This is a genomic window from Jannaschia sp. 2305UL9-9 (assembly GCF_041403465.1).
Classification (GTDB): Bacteria; Pseudomonadota; Alphaproteobacteria; order Rhodobacterales; family Rhodobacteraceae; genus Jannaschia.
Map to the genome: position 1 here is coordinate 1,453,578 of NZ_JBGEHM010000001.1, position 16,031 is coordinate 1,469,608.

Here is a 16,031-nt window from a genome sequence, read left to right on the forward strand (position 1 = left end):
ATGGGCATCCTCGGCTATTTCACCCGCCACCACACGATTGCGAACCTTCTGCTGGTCCTCATGCTGGCCGCGGGGGCGATGGCCCTTCCGAACATGCGGGCACAGTTCTTTCCGGACGTGGTGGTCGACGAGGTTTCGGTCTCCGTCTCCTGGGACGGGGCCGGCGCCGAGGACGTGGACCGCGGTATCGTTCAGTTGCTCGAACCGGCGCTGCTGGCGGTCGACGGCGTCACGGACAGCGTCGCCAACGCCCGGGAGGGCAGCGCCTCGATCACTCTGGAGTTCGAACCCGGGCGCGACATGGCCTCGGCCGCAGATGACGTTCAGGCCGCCGTCGATGCCGTGACGGGCCTGCCCGACGGCATCGACGACCCCGAGGTGCGTCAGGGCGCGTGGCGTGACAGGGTCACGGATGTCATCGTCACAGGCCCCGTCGGCGTCGATCAGCTTGCCCGTATCACCGATGAATTCGTCACCAGATTGTTCGCGGCGGGGGTCACCCGCACGACCATCCGCGGCGTGGCCGCACCGGAAATCGTGGTCGAGGTCCCGACGGCGAACCTGCTGCGCCATGACGTGACGATGGCGCAGATCGCCTCGGCCATCGCGGGCCAGACACAGGCGGACCCTGCGGGCGACGTGACGGGCGCGAACGCCCGTGTGCGCACCGGATCGGCCCGCCGCGATGTAGCCGACATCCAGGATATCGTGATCCGCCGCAACGCCGACGGCTCCGCCCTGACCGTCGTGGATGTGGGCCGCGTGATTTCCGAAGGTGTCGACCGCGACCGCGCCTATTTCGTCGAGGAAAACCCCGCCATGTCCGTACGGGTGGACCGCACGGCCGAGGGGGATGCCATTGCCCTGCAAAGACAGGTGGAGGAGGTCGCGGAAGCCGTCATGCAGGACGCGCCCGATGGGGTGACCGTCGAATTGATCCGCACCCGGACCGAGGCGATCGCCGGGCGGATCAACCTGTTGATCGACAATGCCCTGATGGGCCTCGTGCTGGTGATCGGCCTGCTGTTTTTGTTCCTCAACTGGCGCACCGCCTTCTGGGTCGCGGCGGGCATTCCCGTCGCCCTGCTGTCGGCAATCGCATTGATGTGGGCGGCGGGGCTGACCATCAACATGATCTCGCTGTTCGCCCTGATCATCACGCTGGGCATCGTCGTGGACGACGCGATCGTGGTTGGGGAACACGCCGATTTCCGGGCGCGACGGCTGGGGGAAACGCCCTATGACGCCGCCGAAAATGCCGCCCGCCGCATGTTCCTGCCGGTGTTTTCGGCCACCCTGACGACGGTGATCGCCTTTTTCGGGTTGGTCGCCATCGGGGGACGGTTCGGCGATCTGATCGCGGACATCCCCTTTACCGTGATCGTCGTCCTGATCGCCTCGCTGGTCGAATGTTTCCTGATCCTGCCGCATCACATGGCGGGGGCGCTGAAGAACAGCTCCGCCGACAGCTGGCTGGATTGGCCATCGCGCACGGTCAACCGGGGCTTCGACTGGGTCAAAGATACGCTGTTCCGGCCCCTGATCCGCCTTGCGATCTGGGCGCGCTATCCCGTGGCCGCCGGGGCGATCGTGCTGTTGTCCTCGCAGGCCGCGCTGTTCATGACGGGCGACGTTCAATGGCGGTTCTTCAACGCGCCGGAGCGAGGCTCCGTGACCGGCAATTTCGCCATGCTCGATGGGGCCACGCGCGAGGATTCGCTGGAACAGATGCGCGAATTGCAGCGCGCGACCTATGCCTTGGGCGAAGATTACGAGGAACGGTACGGCCAGAACCCGCTGGCCTATGTCCTTGCAGAGATCGGGGGCAATTCGGGACGCGCCCTGCCCTCGGCGGACGACAAGGACGGCGATCAGCTGGGGGCCATTTCGATCGAATTGATCGATGCGGACCTGCGCCCCTATTCGTCGTTCCAGTTTGTCGGCGAGTTACAGGAGGCCGCGCGCCAACTGCCCCTGACCGAGGAGATCAGCTTTCGCGGCTGGCGGTCCGGCCCCGGTGGCGATGCCCTGTCCGTCGAATTCTACGGCGCGGACTCGGCCACCCTCAAAGCCGCCGCCGAGGCTCTGAAAACGGCCGTCTCCGGCATTGCGGAAGTGTCGGGCGTCGAGGACAGCCTGCCTTATGACAAGGACGAACTGATCCTCGAACTGACCCCTCAGGGTGAGGCGCTCGGCTTCGATATCGATGCCTTGGGCGCTACCCTTCGCGACCGTCTGGGCGGGATCGAGGCGGCGACCTTCCCGGTCGGACCGCGCACCGGATCGATCCGTGTGGAACTGCCGCAGGGCGAGATCCGTGCCGATTTCCTCGAAGGGCTGCGGCTGAAGGCGCCGACGGGCGGGGATGTCGCCCTGTCCGATATCGTCACCGTGCGCGTGCAATCCGGCTTTGCGACCATCCGGCGCGAAAACGGGGTGCAGGTCGTCACCGTATCGGGGGATATCACGCAGGACGATGCAGCGCGCGCAAATGAGATCCGCGCGCAATTGGCCGATCGGATCCTGCCGGAAATCGCGGCGGTGCATCAGGTCGCCTATACCCTCGGCGGCCTTGCCGAGCAGGAGCGGGAGTTTCTGACGGATGCGACCGTCGGCCTCGTCTCCTGTCTGCTGGGCATCTACCTCGTGCTGGCCTGGATCTTCTCGTCATGGACACGGCCGGGCGTGATCATGGTCGTCATTCCCTTCGGCCTGATCGGCGCGATCTGGGGCCACTGGTGGTGGGAGGTGCCGCTGTCGATGTTCTCGGTCGTGGGTCTGATCGGCATGACTGGCATCATCATCAACGACTCGATCGTCCTGATCACGACGGTGGACGAATATTCGCGGGACCGTGCATTGATGCCGGCGATCATCGATGCCGTCTGCGACCGGTTGCGCCCCATCCTTCTGACCACGCTGACGACGGTGCTCGGCCTGACGCCGCTGCTTTACGAATCCTCCAGTCAGGCCCAGTTCCTGCGTCCGACGGTCATCACGCTCAGCTATGGTCTTGGCTTCGGTATGGTGCTGGTTCTGATCCTTGTTCCGGCGATCCTTGCGATGGGCCATGACATCGGACGCGCCACGGATGCGCTTCGTCGCATGCTGCGATTGCCGGGGCAAAGGCGCGGGCGCGGTATCGGCATTCTCGGGCTCGGCCTTGGATCGGCCATCGTGGCGTGGGGGTTTGCGACGCTGGGATACGTCCTGATCACCGGTGCAGGGTGGCCACCGCTTGCGGCGATGATCCCCATCTCGGGGGCCGCGCAGGCCTTTGCCATCTTCGCGGCGGGCACCGCGGCCCTGCTGCTGGTCACATGGATCACGGCGGCCGTCTGGATCGGGCGACGCAAGCGGGCGGCGCCGGGGGTCTGATCCCCCCGGGCCTTGCCGTGTTACCGCGATCCTGCTGATGCCAGGGGGTCGGCGCGCCTGCGGCTCAGAAACCGTCCGGGCGCGCTTCGTGTGCCATGTGGTCGAGGACACCGTTCACGAAGCCGGCTTCCTTGCCCTCGGGAAAGAATGCGCGGGCCACTTCGACGTATTCGGTGATCACCACCTTGGGGGGTGTTTCCGCGGCGACCAGTTCCGCACCGGCGGCGCGGAAGACGGCGCGTAATGTCGGGTCGATCCGCCCCAGAGGCCACCGCGCGACAAGGGCGCGGTCCGTCATCTGGTCGATCTTGGCCTGATGATCCACGGCACCGTCCAGCACCTTGCGGAAGGTGCCGGTGTCGCCTTCGGACAGGGTGCCTTCTTCGATTTCCATGCCAAAGCGATGGTCCTCGAACTCCGCGCGCACGCGGTCGACGCCCTGCCCCATCGCTTCCATCTGGAACAGCGCCTGCACGGCATAGAGCCGGGCAGCGGATTTCATGCGCCGCTTGAGCAGCCGTTTTTCATCTGAGGTCATATCAGCCATAGGGCGGCACCTAGGACAGGACGCGGGCGCCTGCAACGGGGATCATGCATCGGCCACCCCGCACGGCGGGGCCGCACTCGTTCTCGGGACGAATGCGGGGCGGTCCGATCGCGGCGGTCTGCAATCTCAGGCGACCGTAGGCCCCTTGGTCGCGGCATCATGCTGGAACGACCCCGGTTTGAAACCGACGCCGGTATCGGCCTTCTTCAGGCTGCGCTGCAACGCCACCAGATGCAGGGCCGCCGCCGCCGCACCACCAGCGGTGTCCAACCGTGCCGCGTCGGCGCGTTCCTCGGCCTGTTCCATGTTCTCGACCGTGATGATGCCATTGCCGATGCACAGGCCCCCAAGCCCCAGCGTCGCGATGGCGCGCGCGCTTTCGTTGACGACGACGTCGTAATGCGACGTCCGCCCCCGTATGACGCAACCAAGCGCGACATAGCCGTCGAATTCGGCCTGCCTGTGGGCAATACCGATGGCCGTCGGGATCTCCAGCGATCCGGGCATCTCGATCGTCTCATGGGTTGCGCCCGAAGCTTCGATGACGGCACGCGCGGATGCCAGCTGCGCGGCGGAAATCGCGCCATAGTACGGAGCGATGACGATCAGGATGCGCGTCGAATCCGTGAAGGTCGGCAATGTCAGAACGTTGTCGGAATGTCCGGCCATCTGTCAGTCCTCTGCCTGTGTGGGGATTGCGCGCGTTCCGGTGATGGTCAGGCCATAAGCCTCCAACCCCACGACGCGCGGCGTACCGGAATTGGTAACCAGTTCCATCTCGTGAATGTTCAATGCGGCCAGGATCTGCGCCCCCAGCCCGTATTGCCGGAGCTTTTGCGGCGACACCCCGCCTGGGTCGAGCTTCATTTCCGTGTCACGCAACAGGACGACGACACCGCGCCCCTCGTCCGCGATGACCTGCATCGCGCCGCGCAGGTCGCTGTCCCCGATGCCAAGCGCATCTTCGAGCGGGTTGAGCGCATGCATGCGCACGAGGACGGGGCCCTCGGCGATATCACCCTTGGTCAGCACGATATGTTCCGCGCCCTGTGTCTCGTCGGTGAAGATGCGCATCAACCATTCGCCGCCGACCGAGGCCGTGACCGGGCGCGAAGCCGTCTGATTGACGAGGTTGTCGTGCCGGCGACGATAGCTGATCAGATCGCTGATCGTGCCGATCTTGAGGCCATGCAGCTGCGCGAAGGCGACGAGGTCGGGAAGGCGCGCCATGCTGCCGTCGTCATTCATGATCTCGCAGATCACGCCCGACGGATTCAGCCCCGCGAGGCGGGAGATGTCGCAGGCGGCTTCGGTATGTCCGGCACGCACCAGAACACCGCCGTCGCGCGCGCGCAGCGGAAAGACGTGACCCGGCGTTGCGATGTCCGCCGGTCCCTTCGACGCATCGATGGCAACCGATACCGTACGGGCGCGATCATGGGCGCTGATCCCGGTGGAGACGCCCTCGCGTGCCTCGATCGACACGGTAAACGCCGTCTCGTGACGCGACGAATTCTGCGACGCCATCAGGGGAAGGCCCAGCGCGTCGATCCGCTCGCCCGGCAACGTCAGACAGATGAGGCCCCGACCGTGGGCCGCCATGAAGTTGATCGCATCCGGCGTCGCCATCTGCGCGGGGATCACGAGGTCGCCCTCGTTCTCCCTGTCCTCATGATCCACAAGGATGAACATGCGCCCGTTGCGCGCATCCTCCAGTATCTCCTCGATGGAGGATATGACGTCGGCATTTGCCCGCTCTACCGGACCGGGTTCTTCGAATGGGATGGGTTCGGCCATGGGACTCCTCCGTTTCGAAAGGGATGTAGCCCCGGAGGCGACCGTGTGCCAGTGCAGGAGCGAACGGGGAGGCATGGCATGACGCACAGGCATATGGTCGAACGGCCGAAATTGGGCGCCCTTGCGGTTGTGACACGGGGTGATGCGGTCCTGATGGTCGCGCGCGCGAATGAACCCAACCGTGGCCTCTGGGGGTTTCCCGGCGGACACGTGGAACTGGGCGAAACGGGGCTGGAGGCCGCCGCACGGGAATTGCGCGAGGAAACCGGTGTCATCGCGACGCCACGACGTTACCTTGGCAACATCGACCTGATCGAACGGATCGATGAGCGGATTGCCCATCACTACCTTCTGGTTGCCGTGCTGTGCGACTGGCAGGAGGGCAGCCCCGTCCCGGCGGATGATGCCACCGACGCCGCCTGGCTGACCCCCGATCAGATGCGCGACCTGCCGATGTCACCCAATGTCGACCGGGTCCTGGGCTGGCTGGCCGGGCGCGACTGATATCAACCCTTGGTCTGCATTCCGCGGACCAGCCTGAGGACGCTGCGCCGCGGCAACAGCGGGACGACCCAGCCTGTCAGCACGGATAGCAAAGGCTCGTTCACGACGACGAGCTTGCCGTCCATCATCGCATCATAGCCGACCTTTGCCACCGACTCGGGCGTCTTTCCCGACTTGGTCAGCGGTGTATCGTCCAGATCGGCGCGACCAGAGAACCCTGTCTCGACATAGCCGGGGGCCAGCACCGTCACGGTCACCCCCTTTGCGCGCAGCTCCTCGTCCAGGGCCTGACTGAAACTCTGCACGAAGGCTTTCGTGGCGAAATACGTCGCCTGCAACGGGCCCGGCATCATGCCGGCCGTCGACCCGACATTGAGGATACGTCCCCCACCTCGCGAAACCATGCCGGGCGCGACGGCGTGGCACAGGGCCATCACCGCCTTCACGTTCAGATCGACCATCGCGAAATCATCGCCCAACGCGCGATCGAGGAAGGCGCCATGCCCGCCGAAACCCGCGTTGTTCACAAGGATGTCGATCGGCGCATCCGCAACCGCCGCGATCAGGGTCGTGACCCCCTCTGATGTGCCAAGGTCGCAGGCAACGGTCGTGACGGAGACGTCGTGCCTCGCCTCCAACTCGGTCTTGAGGCTGTCGAGCTCCGGCTGTCGACGCGCGGCGATGATCAGGTCGCCGCCCTTGGCCGCATGATACGCTGCCATTGCACGGCCAATTCCGCCAGAGGCACCGGTGATGAGTGCAAGAGAGGTCACGGGGCGTCTCCGAAGTAGCGATCGGCGCTGACGTATCCGGCGGCCCGTGCCGTCGGACACCAGCTGGCCTCGAATGCGGTATCGCCGATCATGAGCACCGCATCGGGTGGAAGGTGGTGATCGCGCAGCGTCTGCACAAGGCGCGCGCGTGTCTGGCGCCAGCTGTCGGCAAAGCCGGGCGCACGATCCGCCCAGTCCAGCGGCGGCTTCGCCACCAGTGAACCGGGGGCGTGCACCAGAACACCACGTTCCGCCGCAACGGCGGCCAGTTTCGCCGCACGATCCCGTGTCATCTGCGCAGTGCGGATCATGCGCAACGCATTGGAGGAAAACAGCAGCGCGACGATGTCACGCCCGGTTCCCGCGCGCACGCTTGCATATGTGCCATAGTCGAGGCCAAGCGCCGCCGCCCGGCGCACACGCAGGCGCACCACCTCCAGTGGCAGTTTCGCACCCAGCAAATCGCGCCGGGCCTTGCGCCATTGATGCAAACGGCCGGAATAGCCGTCGAAATCCTGCCTCGAATTGTGCCCGATCCCATGGGGTGCAGTCATCCGGTTTCCTCCGTCGTGCGGGTTGATGACGCGGGCATCCTGATCGTCTTCGGCGACAATGACCACAGGGCTGCGCGCGTGTTTCAGATGTCCCCATCCCTCTCGGGCACGTCGCCGCCTGCCCGCCTTGCAGACACCTCGCTGGACGGGACGGCCGTGGCCATCACCAGATCGGTCAGTCGCGCCACCACCCTTGCCGGGACCGATGTCGTGCGGCAGAGGCCCTGCGCTTTGGGCGAGACGTTTCGGGCCGGATGAATGCCGACAGGCATCGGTTCCCGACGTGGGTTATGCAGATCGCAGCCATCCGGGCCGAGGACACCAAGCTCCGTGCCGCCGGCGATTACACGGAGGGGCAGCCGCAGTTTCTGCGACACCCGGTGCACGAACGGCAGTAGAAGGATCGGCTGTTCGACGCACCCCAGATCCACGCCACGGATCGGCCCCTCCGGTAGGGCCGCGAAATCGCAGAGGGCCGTCCCGGCGCGGATCGGGCAAAGATTGCCCTCCGACCTCCAGACGCCGGGCGCCGGGTGGAACCCGGTGTTCGACCCGGAGGCCAGATTGCCCAGGATCGCCTCACCCCAGTCCAGCTGATGCCGGGCCAGCCAGACAGCGGCGGTGCCATATTCCTCGGCAAGGCCCCAGCGGCACCCTGCCCCCCGTGCAGCTCCCCGGCACAGCGCCGCGACTTCGGACAACGACAGGCAGATCTCGCCGGTCGCGCCCTGCGTCCCTGTCATCGCGCAATGTCCGGGCCGTTCAGATCGCCGGGAAAGGGCGCGTCCTGAAACAGGTTGATCCGGACCCATCTATCGGATCGGGGGTCGAACTGCCGCGCGCCGAAGCATGCCAGCTTGCAGCGCAACATGTCGATCGGCATGACATCCGCCGAAATGAGATTGTCGCGTATCTCCGCATAAGGGCGCGTGGCGGCAATCTGGACCCGGCGCACCATGTAGCGATGCTGCGGCATCCGCAGCAACAGGTGGGCGATCGCCTCCTCCGGGTCCGCCGTTTCAAGCTCTGCCGACAGGGCGGCGGCCCGCCGTCCGATATCGAGGGGCAGTTCACGCTCTGCCCCCGGTTCGGTGTGGCGTTCGCCCAGTCTGGGTTCCAGCTTGTCTTCCGAGACGTACCAGAACCGGGCGCAGCCTTCTGTCGCCCCGTAGGCCCCGGCATCGGCCCAATCATAGGTGTTCGCCATGATCGCGCGCAATGTGCCGACGCTCATGGCGCCGTCGATGTCGAAGCAGGCCGCCTCATCGGCACAGAGCGCATCGCCCAGATCGTCGATCAGCGGCCCGTGCGGTTCCAACATCGCTGCCAGCAGGGCCTCCTGCCCTTCAAGCGTCAGGCTTGCCTCGCCCCACCGCCACAGCCTGTCCCATGGCTGGGGGTCCGGTGCCTGCAACATGTCGCGGCTATGGCGTTCGATCCGGTCGAGATCGGACCGCAAACCGGCAAGGCGTGGCATCTGAAGCGGGTGCGCACTGCGCCATTGCCTTGCACACTCCCGCGCCGCCGAAATGGCCCGTGCGAATGCGGCCCGTGTGCCCGGCGCCATCACGGGCTGGGCACGGACGCGGGCCAGCGCCTCCTCCCGCGCGAAGATCCAGTTGTGCAGCAAGGCGGGATGACGGACGAGGAACGGCGCCATCCCCAGACCCGTGGAGTTCCCGACACCCAGCCCCCGCCGCAGGTCATCATCAAGCCGCGCGGCATTCGGACCACCGCGCAACCGCGCCAGATGATCCACCAGATCAACGGTAAATGCGCGGATCAGCCAGACGGTCAGCATCTCTGCCTGAAACGGCGCGCTCATCTCGGGCCGGTCAACGATATCGCCGTGACAGGCCGCGCCGAACTTGCCGGAGCCATAGACGGCTGTCGTGCGCATCAGGTAGCCGGTCTCGGCCAATACATTGGCGTCCGGTTGCCTGCCTTCGGCAAGGGTGGCGACCACATGGTCGAACAGGCGCACAGATCTGTTGGCGCGGCTGAGCGTCAGCTCTCGCTGCGATATCCGGCCCGCTTCCTGCAGGGGCACGTTGGCCTGCAAACGGGCAAGATCGTCCGCATCGGGCACCCCGTCGAACAAGGCAAACGTCGCATCCCACGCTGTTGCGATCACGCGGTCCGACCGTTCGTCGGCCGGCAGGTCATGACCAAACGCCACCAGCGAATAGGTCCGAACCGGCCCGCGGACGCAGTAGACGGCCCGACCCACACCGCGTTCGTCAATGTCGAACAGCCGTCGATCCACCTGCCAGCCTTCGGTGCGCATTCGCCGCAGAAGAATACGCAGGAACGACAGGCGCGTGGGATGCGCCGCCCCCAGACGCGACAGACGCATCACGGTTTTCGGACTGCGCCGGAAACGCGCCAGATCGGGGGCGAACAGATCCGGCGCGCGTGTCATTTCGCGGCCTCCGGCAGTGGCCCAAAGCTGTCAGCGAAGAATCGGGCCCAGTTTCCGCCCATCAAGGCGCCGACGTCCGCGTCCGAGAAACCGACCTTTCGCAGACCACTGGCGATATTGGTGAAATCCGCGTTGCTGCCAAACCACGCCGGCATTTCGGGAAAGCCGGGCGCAGCCGCGCTCCCCTCGCCGTAGTCCGTGCCCTTTGTCCAACGCCCCGTGCGCATCCAGTCGACGACGCTGTCGGGCTGTCCCTGACAAAGGTCCGACCCGATGCCCAGCGCATCGATCCCGTAGGCCTCGGCACTGCGTGCGATCATCTCGCAGAACGATTGCAAGCTACATTCCGTGCCCCCGGCAAGGTGGTGCGGGTAGAGTGAAAAGCCCAGCATCCCGCCCGATTGCGTCAAGGCGCTCAGAACGTCTTCGGACTTGTTGCGCAGGGCCGGATGCCAGACGGCGGGATTTGCGTGGGTGATGGCGATGGGGCGGGTCGAATGTTCGATTGCCGCCAACGTGGACCGATCGCCCGAATGGCTCATGTCGACGACAAGGCCGACCCGGTTCATCTCGGCCACCACGGCCCGCCCCATCCGCGTCAGCCCCGTGTCATGTGCCTCGTAACACCCTGTCGCAAGCAGGGACTGGTTGTTGTAGGTCAGCTGCATGAACCGCAGGCCAAGGCGATGCAGCACCTCGACCAGCCCGATATCGTCCTCGATACAGGACGGGTTCTGCGCGCCGAAGAAGATGGCCGTGCGACCCGTGCGGCGCGCCAGATCGATGTCGTCCGCGGTGAACCCCTGGAAGATCAGGTCGGGAAACCGCTCGAACCAGCGGTTCCATGCCTCGATGTTCAGGACCGTTTCGCGAAACGTCTCGTGGTAGGTGATCGTCACATGGACGGCGTCCACGGCACCTGCGCGCATCTCGCGGAAGATGTCTTCGGACCAATTGGCATATTGCAGCCCATCGATCCGGGGCGTCATCGCAGCGCCCCCACCCGCATGATGGTCACGCCCCTCATACGCCGGTGATCCGCGCCATCAGGGCATCGTCGACCTCGACGCCCTCTGCCTCGATCCGTGCGCGATTGTCCTTGCGTCTCTGCCCCGGCAGGCGCGCGCCCTCCTGCCCTTCGATGGCCTCCACAAGGCGGTCGATGGCGCCACCGAAGGTCGCGCCCCCGAATGTGGACGGATCCACACCGATAAAGAACTGCCCCGTTCCCGGCGGGCCGCCCTTCTTGCCCGAGAAGGGACTTGCCTCGACACTCAGGTTCGCGCCGGTCAGGGCCGCCGCGAAAATCTCCACCATCAGGCCCGTGCCAAAGCCCTTCTGCCCGCCCGCAGGCACCATCGACCCGGCGAGGGCGGCATCGGCATCCGTGGTGGGCTCCCCTTCGGCATCAAGCGCCCATCCGGGTTCGATCTGTCGCCCTTCGCGACTGCGCAACAGGATCTCCGACTTCGCGATAGCACTTGCGGACTGGTCGATGACAAGGCGGGCACCGCCCTGCCCGTCCGGGACGGCCAGCGCGAAAGGGTTCGTTCCGATCACCGGCCGCCGTCCCCCCGTGGGCGCGATGGAAGCGGGGGCATGGGTAAAACACAGACCCACCAGACCATCCTCGGCGAGGCGTTCGGCGTGATGGCCAAGGATGCCGCAATTGTAGGAACGGCGAATTCCCATGGCGGCGATCCCACAGGTCCCCGTTGCGTCGACGAATGCGGACCAGCCGGCATCGATCGCGGGATGCGCAAAACCGTTCGAGGCATCGACGCACACCGCCGCCGGGCGGGGCATGACGACTTCGGGCACCGCGTTAGCCATGACCTTTCCGCATTCGAGATGTTCGGCGTAGATCGGCACGTAGAGCAAGCCGTGGCTGCGCAAGCCGTCGCGCTCTGCCAGGCGCGTGGACCGCGCGACCGATGCGGCCACCGCAGGTGTCGCACCGGCGGCCAGCAATCTGTCGCGTGCGATGGTTTCAACTTCGGTCAGCGTCAGATGTGATGCCATGCGTCCCCCTGCCGGCGATTGAAAACCGCATTGCCCCTGCGACGCAAAGAAAATCTTGTGCCAAAGGATACCCTAGCCGGCATCCTGTCGCCGCAACCTTGCGTCAGATGGTGCATTCACCCACCACAAGCCGTTGCGATATAAGGAGATTCAAAAACCGTCATCGAACTGTCAAAAATCACGCCCGACGGGGTTGCGGACCCCCAGCCCTGAGTATAGTCAGTCCCCAGTTGGCGCGGGATGGAGCAGCTCGGTAGCTCGTCAGGCTCATAACCTGAAGGTCGTAGGTTCAAATCCTACTCCCGCAACCAACTAAACGCTGCGATTGCAGCTGGAAAATAGCCGCCCTTCGGGGCGGTTTTTTCGTTCCGGGCTTGTGCCCACACCCCGAAATCCGCGAATGGCGTTTCTGCAAATTGGCACTGATGGATGTTTGCAGATCATGGTCTGTGCCATCGCCCGAATGTCGATGGTCAATCGAGAAAGAAACGGGCGCCGAAGCGCCCGTTCCGATGTCGTTACTCAGAGGTGCTTATGCTCCTGCATCAGGCCTTTGAAGATACACCAGCACATGAGCAAAAGGACGACCGTGAAGGGCAATCCGGTGGAGATGACCATCGCCTGCAACGATCCGAGCCCCCCGCCGATCAGGAGCACGACGGCGACCAGACCTTCGAAGGTGCACCAGAATACACGCTGCGGGACCGGGGCGTCGATCTTGCCGCCGGCGGTGATGGTGTCGATCACAAGCGAGCCCGAGTCGGACGATGTCACGAAGAACACGATGACCAGAACAATTGCGACCGTCGAGGTGATCGCCGTCAGGGGCAGACCCTGCAGCATCGCGAACAGCGAAAGTTCCGGAACGTAGGCATCGATCACGGTGGCCTTCACCGCGCTGTCACCAAGGTTCGCGATCATGTCGTTGATCGCCGTGCCGCCGAAGACGGCCATCCAGAAGATGCAGACCAGCGACGGGATGATCAGCACGCAGGTGACGAATTCGCGGACCGTACGACCGCGCGATACGCGGGCGATGAACATGCCGACGAAGGGTGACCAGGAAATCCACCAGGCCCAGTAGAACGCCGTCCATCCTTCGCGGTAGCCATCGTCGTCGCGACCGAAGGGATTGGACAGGGGCACGACTTCCTGCGCGTAGGCGATCAGCGTCGTTCCGAAATCGGTAAAGATGCCGACGGCGCCCGCGGTGAACAGCACGAAGAGAAGGAGCGCGATCGCCACGACCATGTTGATCTCGGACAGGACCTTGACCCCGCCATCGAGCCCCCGCAGCACCGAGATCAGCGCGACGGCCGTGATTCCGGCAATCAGGATGACCTGAACGAAGACGGTGTTCGGAATGCCATAGACGAACTCCAGCCCGGCATTCGCCTGCTGCGCGCCCAGACCCAAGGACGTCGCAAGGCCGAAGAGCGTGGCAAACACGGCTATGATGTCGATGACATGGCCCCACCAGCCCCAGACACGTTCGCCGAGGATCGGATAGAACGCAGACCGGATCGAAAGCGGCAGGCCCTTGTTGTAGCTGAACAATGCCAGTGCGAGCGCGACGACCGCGTAGATGGCCCAGGGATGCAGCGCCCAATGGAAGGACGTCGCGGCCAATGCCATGCGCTTTGCGGCTTCGACGTTTTCGGCGATCAGCACACCGTCTTCGGTGAATGGGCGGACGGCCCCCAACGGCTCATCCCCCCACGGCGTGGCGAAGTAGTAGGCCGGCTCCAGAACACCGAAGAACATCAATCCGATCCCCATGCCGGCGGCAAAGAGCATCGAGAACCAACCCGCATAGCCATAGTCAGGCGTCGCATCGGCCCCACCCAGACGGACCGAGCCTATGGGCAGAACGATAAGCGCGAGACAGAACAGGACGAATATGTTGGCCGCCGACAGGAAGAACCCGTCAAACGTGGATGTCAGGGTCGGACGCAGCCAGCCAAAGAAGTCGGCCGCCTGCTGCGGCGCAAGCAATGCATAGAGCACGAAGGCCACGACGCTCAGCGCCGAAATCAGGAATACGGGGTTGTGAATGTCCAGGCCAAAGGGGCCGATCTGCGTTTCGATATTGTCCTGACCGATCTCGTAATCGGTATCGATGATATCGGATGCGCCGTCCGGCGCGGGGATCCCCGTCGTTTCGTCTATGTCTGGTCTATCTGCCATGTGTCGGTTTTTCCTGTCTTTGTCATTGCATGGGATCGCGGGGTCAGGCGCGTGGGAGCATGACCAACCATTTCGCATCTTCGGCCAGCCTGCCGCCGTCAGTGGCGCGAATGTGCTCCGTGACATTCGGCCCATGGCTCGCCATTCCATCGGCTGGCACCATGATTCGCTTGAACATTGCTACCTTCCCACGTGTGCGTCAGCGGGCGGAGGCATTACCCCGTCAGCAACGAACATTTCGCTTTCCGCGCGGCCAGCAGAGGCCGGGCCATCGGCGCCCTCTTACGCGTTTGCGCCTGCAGAACGCAAACAGGCGGGGAAAATCGTGAATGCCCCTCCCGGCCCGAAGATCATTGGCGGCCGCAAAACGGCGTTCGGTTCGACCGGCGAACTCTTGGCATCTCGCGCACGCGCCATGCCCGAGATGAAGGCGGGCCTTACCCTCGCCGCCCCGGCCAACGCCAATGTGATTTTACATGCCACGGGCAACCTCGCAGAACCTGCGCGGTTCGCCCCATGGCGCGGACAGACGGACAGAAGAGGCATTGAGCCAGCCAGATCAAGATCACGGCAGCGTCCGCGCGGTGACCGCGTGGCCCGTTCTTCAATTGCCCGCTATCCGACACAACCGTAGCAATTCACGCCGTTTGGCCGCCCAATCGAGCAGTTTGGCCGCGATCAGGGGCAGTCTTCGGACCTCGAAAGCTTGGACAACACGCGTTCCATGTGCCAAGTGGCCGCACCGTTTCGAGATCATCTCCGCAAAAGGGTTTCCCGCATGAGACACGTCATCAAAGGTCAGACAGGACGCTCGGGGTTGATCGGAGGCTGTCTTGCGGTTGCGGTTCTGATGCTGGCATCGGCCGCGCAGGCAGACAGCCCATTTGTCAAATTACATCAGGTGACCGTCGCGGAAGACGGTCTGCGACGGGTTTTCTTCGGGCGCGTCGTCGCGCGCGAAACCGTCAGCCTTGCGTTTCAGGTCGGCGGACAGATCGTCGAGTTTCCGGTCGAGGAGGGCGAACGCCTGCCCGCCGGTGCCACGATCGCGCGGCTGGACGAGGAACCGTTCGAAATCGCGCTGGACGAGGCTTTGGCACAGGATGCTCAGGTCACGCGATTGCTCGACCGGTATCAGCAGCTTCAGGGAACCACGATCAGTGCTACATCCGTGGAGGATGCGCAAACCGACAAGGAAATTGCGGACCTTGCCGTGCGGAATGCCGAAAGGAACCTGAAGAACGCGGTTCTGCATGCGCCTTTCGAGGCATTGGTGTCGGCCCGCCTCGTCGCGAACTTTTCGACCGTCGCCGCAGGAGAGCCGATTGCGCGCCTTCACGACATGTCCGACCTGCGCATCGAGATCGACGTGCCGGAAACCCTGTTTCAGCGGGCCGGGCAGGATGCCGAAATCGCCCTGACCGCCGAGTTTCCGGGGCTGGAGGGGACCTTTCCCCTGGAAGTGCGGGAATACAACGCCGAAACCGCGCAGGTGGGTCAGACCTACAGCATCACGCTTGGCATGACGCCGCCCGAAGGCTTCGTGATCCTGCCCGGATCATCGGCCGAGGTGACGGCGATCCTTGGCTCGGACGAGATGACGATCGAGATACCGGCCTCTGCCGTGATGGTCGGGGACGACTCGCAGACGAGCGTCATGATCTTCGAGCCGGTGGGCACCGATGAAGGCACCGTCACCCGCGTTCCGGTCGAAATCGAACCGACGGACAACGGTGCGGTTCAGGTGATTTCCGGCCTCGAACGCGGGCAGGAAATCGTCGCGGCAGGCATGTCATCGCTCGAAGACGGACAGACCGTCCGCCGTTTCACCGGCTTCGGGAACTGAC

General features: G+C 64.6%; 14 protein-coding genes and 1 tRNA gene. 4 read left to right on the plus strand and 11 right to left on the minus strand.

Annotated features, from left to right (window positions below; all coding sequences use genetic code 11):
- Window positions 1-3,378: an efflux RND transporter permease subunit gene (locus V6N07_RS07145; RefSeq protein WP_371155130.1), complete on the plus strand. Its 3,378-nt coding sequence runs from the start codon at window positions 1-3 to the stop codon at window positions 3,376-3,378.
- A 64-nt stretch (window positions 3,379-3,442) separates the two neighbouring features.
- On the opposite strand, the gene nusB is transcribed toward V6N07_RS07145, so the two are convergent.
- The 3 genes from nusB to ribB all read right to left on the minus strand — a co-directional run bounded on the left by nusB (window position 3,443) and on the right by ribB (window position 5,722).
- Window positions 3,443-3,925: a transcription antitermination factor NusB gene (gene nusB, locus V6N07_RS07150; RefSeq protein WP_371155132.1), complete on the minus strand. Its 483-nt coding sequence runs from the start codon at window positions 3,923-3,925 to the stop codon at window positions 3,443-3,445.
- 126 nt (window positions 3,926-4,051) lie between these two features.
- Entirely contained in the window at window positions 4,052-4,594 is a 543-nt protein-coding gene (locus V6N07_RS07155; protein ID WP_371155133.1) for a 6,7-dimethyl-8-ribityllumazine synthase, read from the minus strand.
- 3 nt (window positions 4,595-4,597) lie between these two features.
- On the minus strand, window positions 4,598-5,722 hold the full coding sequence (gene ribB, locus V6N07_RS07160; RefSeq protein WP_371155134.1) for a 3,4-dihydroxy-2-butanone-4-phosphate synthase: 1,125 nt from the start codon (window positions 5,720-5,722) through the stop codon (window positions 4,598-4,600).
- A gap of 78 nt (window positions 5,723-5,800) precedes the next feature.
- Between ribB and V6N07_RS07165 the strand changes: the two genes are divergently transcribed.
- A complete protein-coding gene (locus V6N07_RS07165) occupies window positions 5,801-6,226 on the plus strand; it encodes an NUDIX hydrolase (RefSeq protein WP_371155136.1) in 426 nt (141 codons plus the stop codon).
- Window positions 6,227-6,228: 2 nt separating this feature from the next.
- On the opposite strand, the gene V6N07_RS07170 is transcribed toward V6N07_RS07165, so the two are convergent.
- The 6 genes from V6N07_RS07170 to V6N07_RS07195 all read right to left on the minus strand — a co-directional run bounded on the left by V6N07_RS07170 (window position 6,229) and on the right by V6N07_RS07195 (window position 11,997).
- Window positions 6,229-6,999, minus strand: a complete 771-nt coding sequence (locus V6N07_RS07170; RefSeq protein ID WP_371155137.1) for an SDR family NAD(P)-dependent oxidoreductase — start codon at window positions 6,997-6,999, stop codon at window positions 6,229-6,231.
- Window positions 6,996-7,553 (minus strand): hypothetical protein, encoded by a 558-nt coding sequence (locus V6N07_RS07175; RefSeq protein WP_371155138.1) that lies wholly within the window; start codon window positions 7,551-7,553, stop codon window positions 6,996-6,998. The genes V6N07_RS07170 and V6N07_RS07175 overlap by 4 nt, the downstream gene beginning before the upstream one ends.
- Window positions 7,554-7,636: 83 nt before the next feature.
- Window positions 7,637-8,296 (minus strand): DUF3726 domain-containing protein, encoded by a 660-nt coding sequence (locus V6N07_RS07180; RefSeq protein ID WP_371155139.1) that lies wholly within the window; start codon window positions 8,294-8,296, stop codon window positions 7,637-7,639.
- Window positions 8,293-9,975 carry a hypothetical protein gene (locus V6N07_RS07185; RefSeq protein ID WP_371155141.1) on the minus strand — a complete coding sequence of 561 codons (1,683 nt, stop codon included), beginning with the start codon at window positions 9,973-9,975 and terminating at the stop codon, window positions 8,293-8,295. The genes V6N07_RS07180 and V6N07_RS07185 overlap by 4 nt, the downstream gene beginning before the upstream one ends.
- On the minus strand, window positions 9,972-10,964 hold the full coding sequence (locus V6N07_RS07190; protein WP_371155143.1) for a membrane dipeptidase: 993 nt from the start codon (window positions 10,962-10,964) through the stop codon (window positions 9,972-9,974). The genes V6N07_RS07185 and V6N07_RS07190 overlap by 4 nt, the downstream gene beginning before the upstream one ends.
- Window positions 10,965-10,998: 34 nt before the next feature.
- Window positions 10,999-11,997, minus strand: coding sequence for an Ldh family oxidoreductase (locus tag V6N07_RS07195; protein WP_371155145.1), 999 nt, complete (start codon window positions 11,995-11,997; stop codon window positions 10,999-11,001).
- A 234-nt stretch (window positions 11,998-12,231) separates the two neighbouring features.
- Between V6N07_RS07195 and V6N07_RS07200 the strand changes: the two genes are divergently transcribed.
- A tRNA-Met gene (locus V6N07_RS07200) sits at window positions 12,232-12,308 on the plus strand.
- Between the two features lie 211 nt (window positions 12,309-12,519).
- On the opposite strand, the gene V6N07_RS07205 is transcribed toward V6N07_RS07200, so the two are convergent.
- Window positions 12,520-14,184: a BCCT family transporter gene (locus tag V6N07_RS07205; protein WP_371155146.1), complete on the minus strand. Its 1,665-nt coding sequence runs from the start codon at window positions 14,182-14,184 to the stop codon at window positions 12,520-12,522.
- Between the two features lie 43 nt (window positions 14,185-14,227).
- Complete coding sequence (locus V6N07_RS07210) at window positions 14,228-14,362, minus strand: hypothetical protein (RefSeq protein WP_371155148.1); 135 nt, start codon at window positions 14,360-14,362, stop codon at window positions 14,228-14,230.
- 600 nt (window positions 14,363-14,962) lie between these two features.
- Between V6N07_RS07210 and V6N07_RS07215 the strand changes: the two genes are divergently transcribed.
- Window positions 14,963-16,030: an efflux RND transporter periplasmic adaptor subunit gene (locus V6N07_RS07215; RefSeq protein ID WP_371155150.1), complete on the plus strand. Its 1,068-nt coding sequence runs from the start codon at window positions 14,963-14,965 to the stop codon at window positions 16,028-16,030.
- The last annotated feature ends 1 nt before the right edge of the window (window position 16,031 follow it).

What these genes read in the sequence shown, in the direction of transcription:
- V6N07_RS07195 (WP_371155145.1), bottom strand. Translation starts at nt 11,997, where the DNA reads ATGGCATCACATCTGACGCTGACCGAAGTTGAAACCATCGCACGCGAC.
- V6N07_RS07205 (WP_371155146.1), bottom strand. Translation starts at nt 14,184, where the DNA reads ATGGCAGATAGACCAGACATAGACGAAACGACGGGGATCCCCGCGCCG.
- V6N07_RS07215 (WP_371155150.1), top strand. Translation starts at nt 14,963, where the DNA reads ATGAGACACGTCATCAAAGGTCAGACAGGACGCTCGGGGTTGATCGGA.
- V6N07_RS07145 (WP_371155130.1), top strand. Translation starts at nt 1, where the DNA reads ATGGGCATCCTCGGCTATTTCACCCGCCACCACACGATTGCGAACCTT.
- nusB (WP_371155132.1), bottom strand. Translation starts at nt 3,925, where the DNA reads ATGGCTGATATGACCTCAGATGAAAAACGGCTGCTCAAGCGGCGCATG.
- V6N07_RS07175 (WP_371155138.1), bottom strand. Translation starts at nt 7,553, where the DNA reads ATGACTGCACCCCATGGGATCGGGCACAATTCGAGGCAGGATTTCGAC.
- V6N07_RS07155 (WP_371155133.1), bottom strand. Translation starts at nt 4,594, where the DNA reads ATGGCCGGACATTCCGACAACGTTCTGACATTGCCGACCTTCACGGAT.
- V6N07_RS07185 (WP_371155141.1), bottom strand. Translation starts at nt 9,975, where the DNA reads ATGACACGCGCGCCGGATCTGTTCGCCCCCGATCTGGCGCGTTTCCGG.
- V6N07_RS07180 (WP_371155139.1), bottom strand. Translation starts at nt 8,296, where the DNA reads ATGACAGGGACGCAGGGCGCGACCGGCGAGATCTGCCTGTCGTTGTCC.
- V6N07_RS07165 (WP_371155136.1), top strand. Translation starts at nt 5,801, where the DNA reads ATGACGCACAGGCATATGGTCGAACGGCCGAAATTGGGCGCCCTTGCG.
- ribB (WP_371155134.1), bottom strand. Translation starts at nt 5,722, where the DNA reads ATGGCCGAACCCATCCCATTCGAAGAACCCGGTCCGGTAGAGCGGGCA.
- V6N07_RS07210 (WP_371155148.1), bottom strand. Translation starts at nt 14,362, where the DNA reads ATGTTCAAGCGAATCATGGTGCCAGCCGATGGAATGGCGAGCCATGGG.
- V6N07_RS07190 (WP_371155143.1), bottom strand. Translation starts at nt 10,964, where the DNA reads ATGACGCCCCGGATCGATGGGCTGCAATATGCCAATTGGTCCGAAGAC.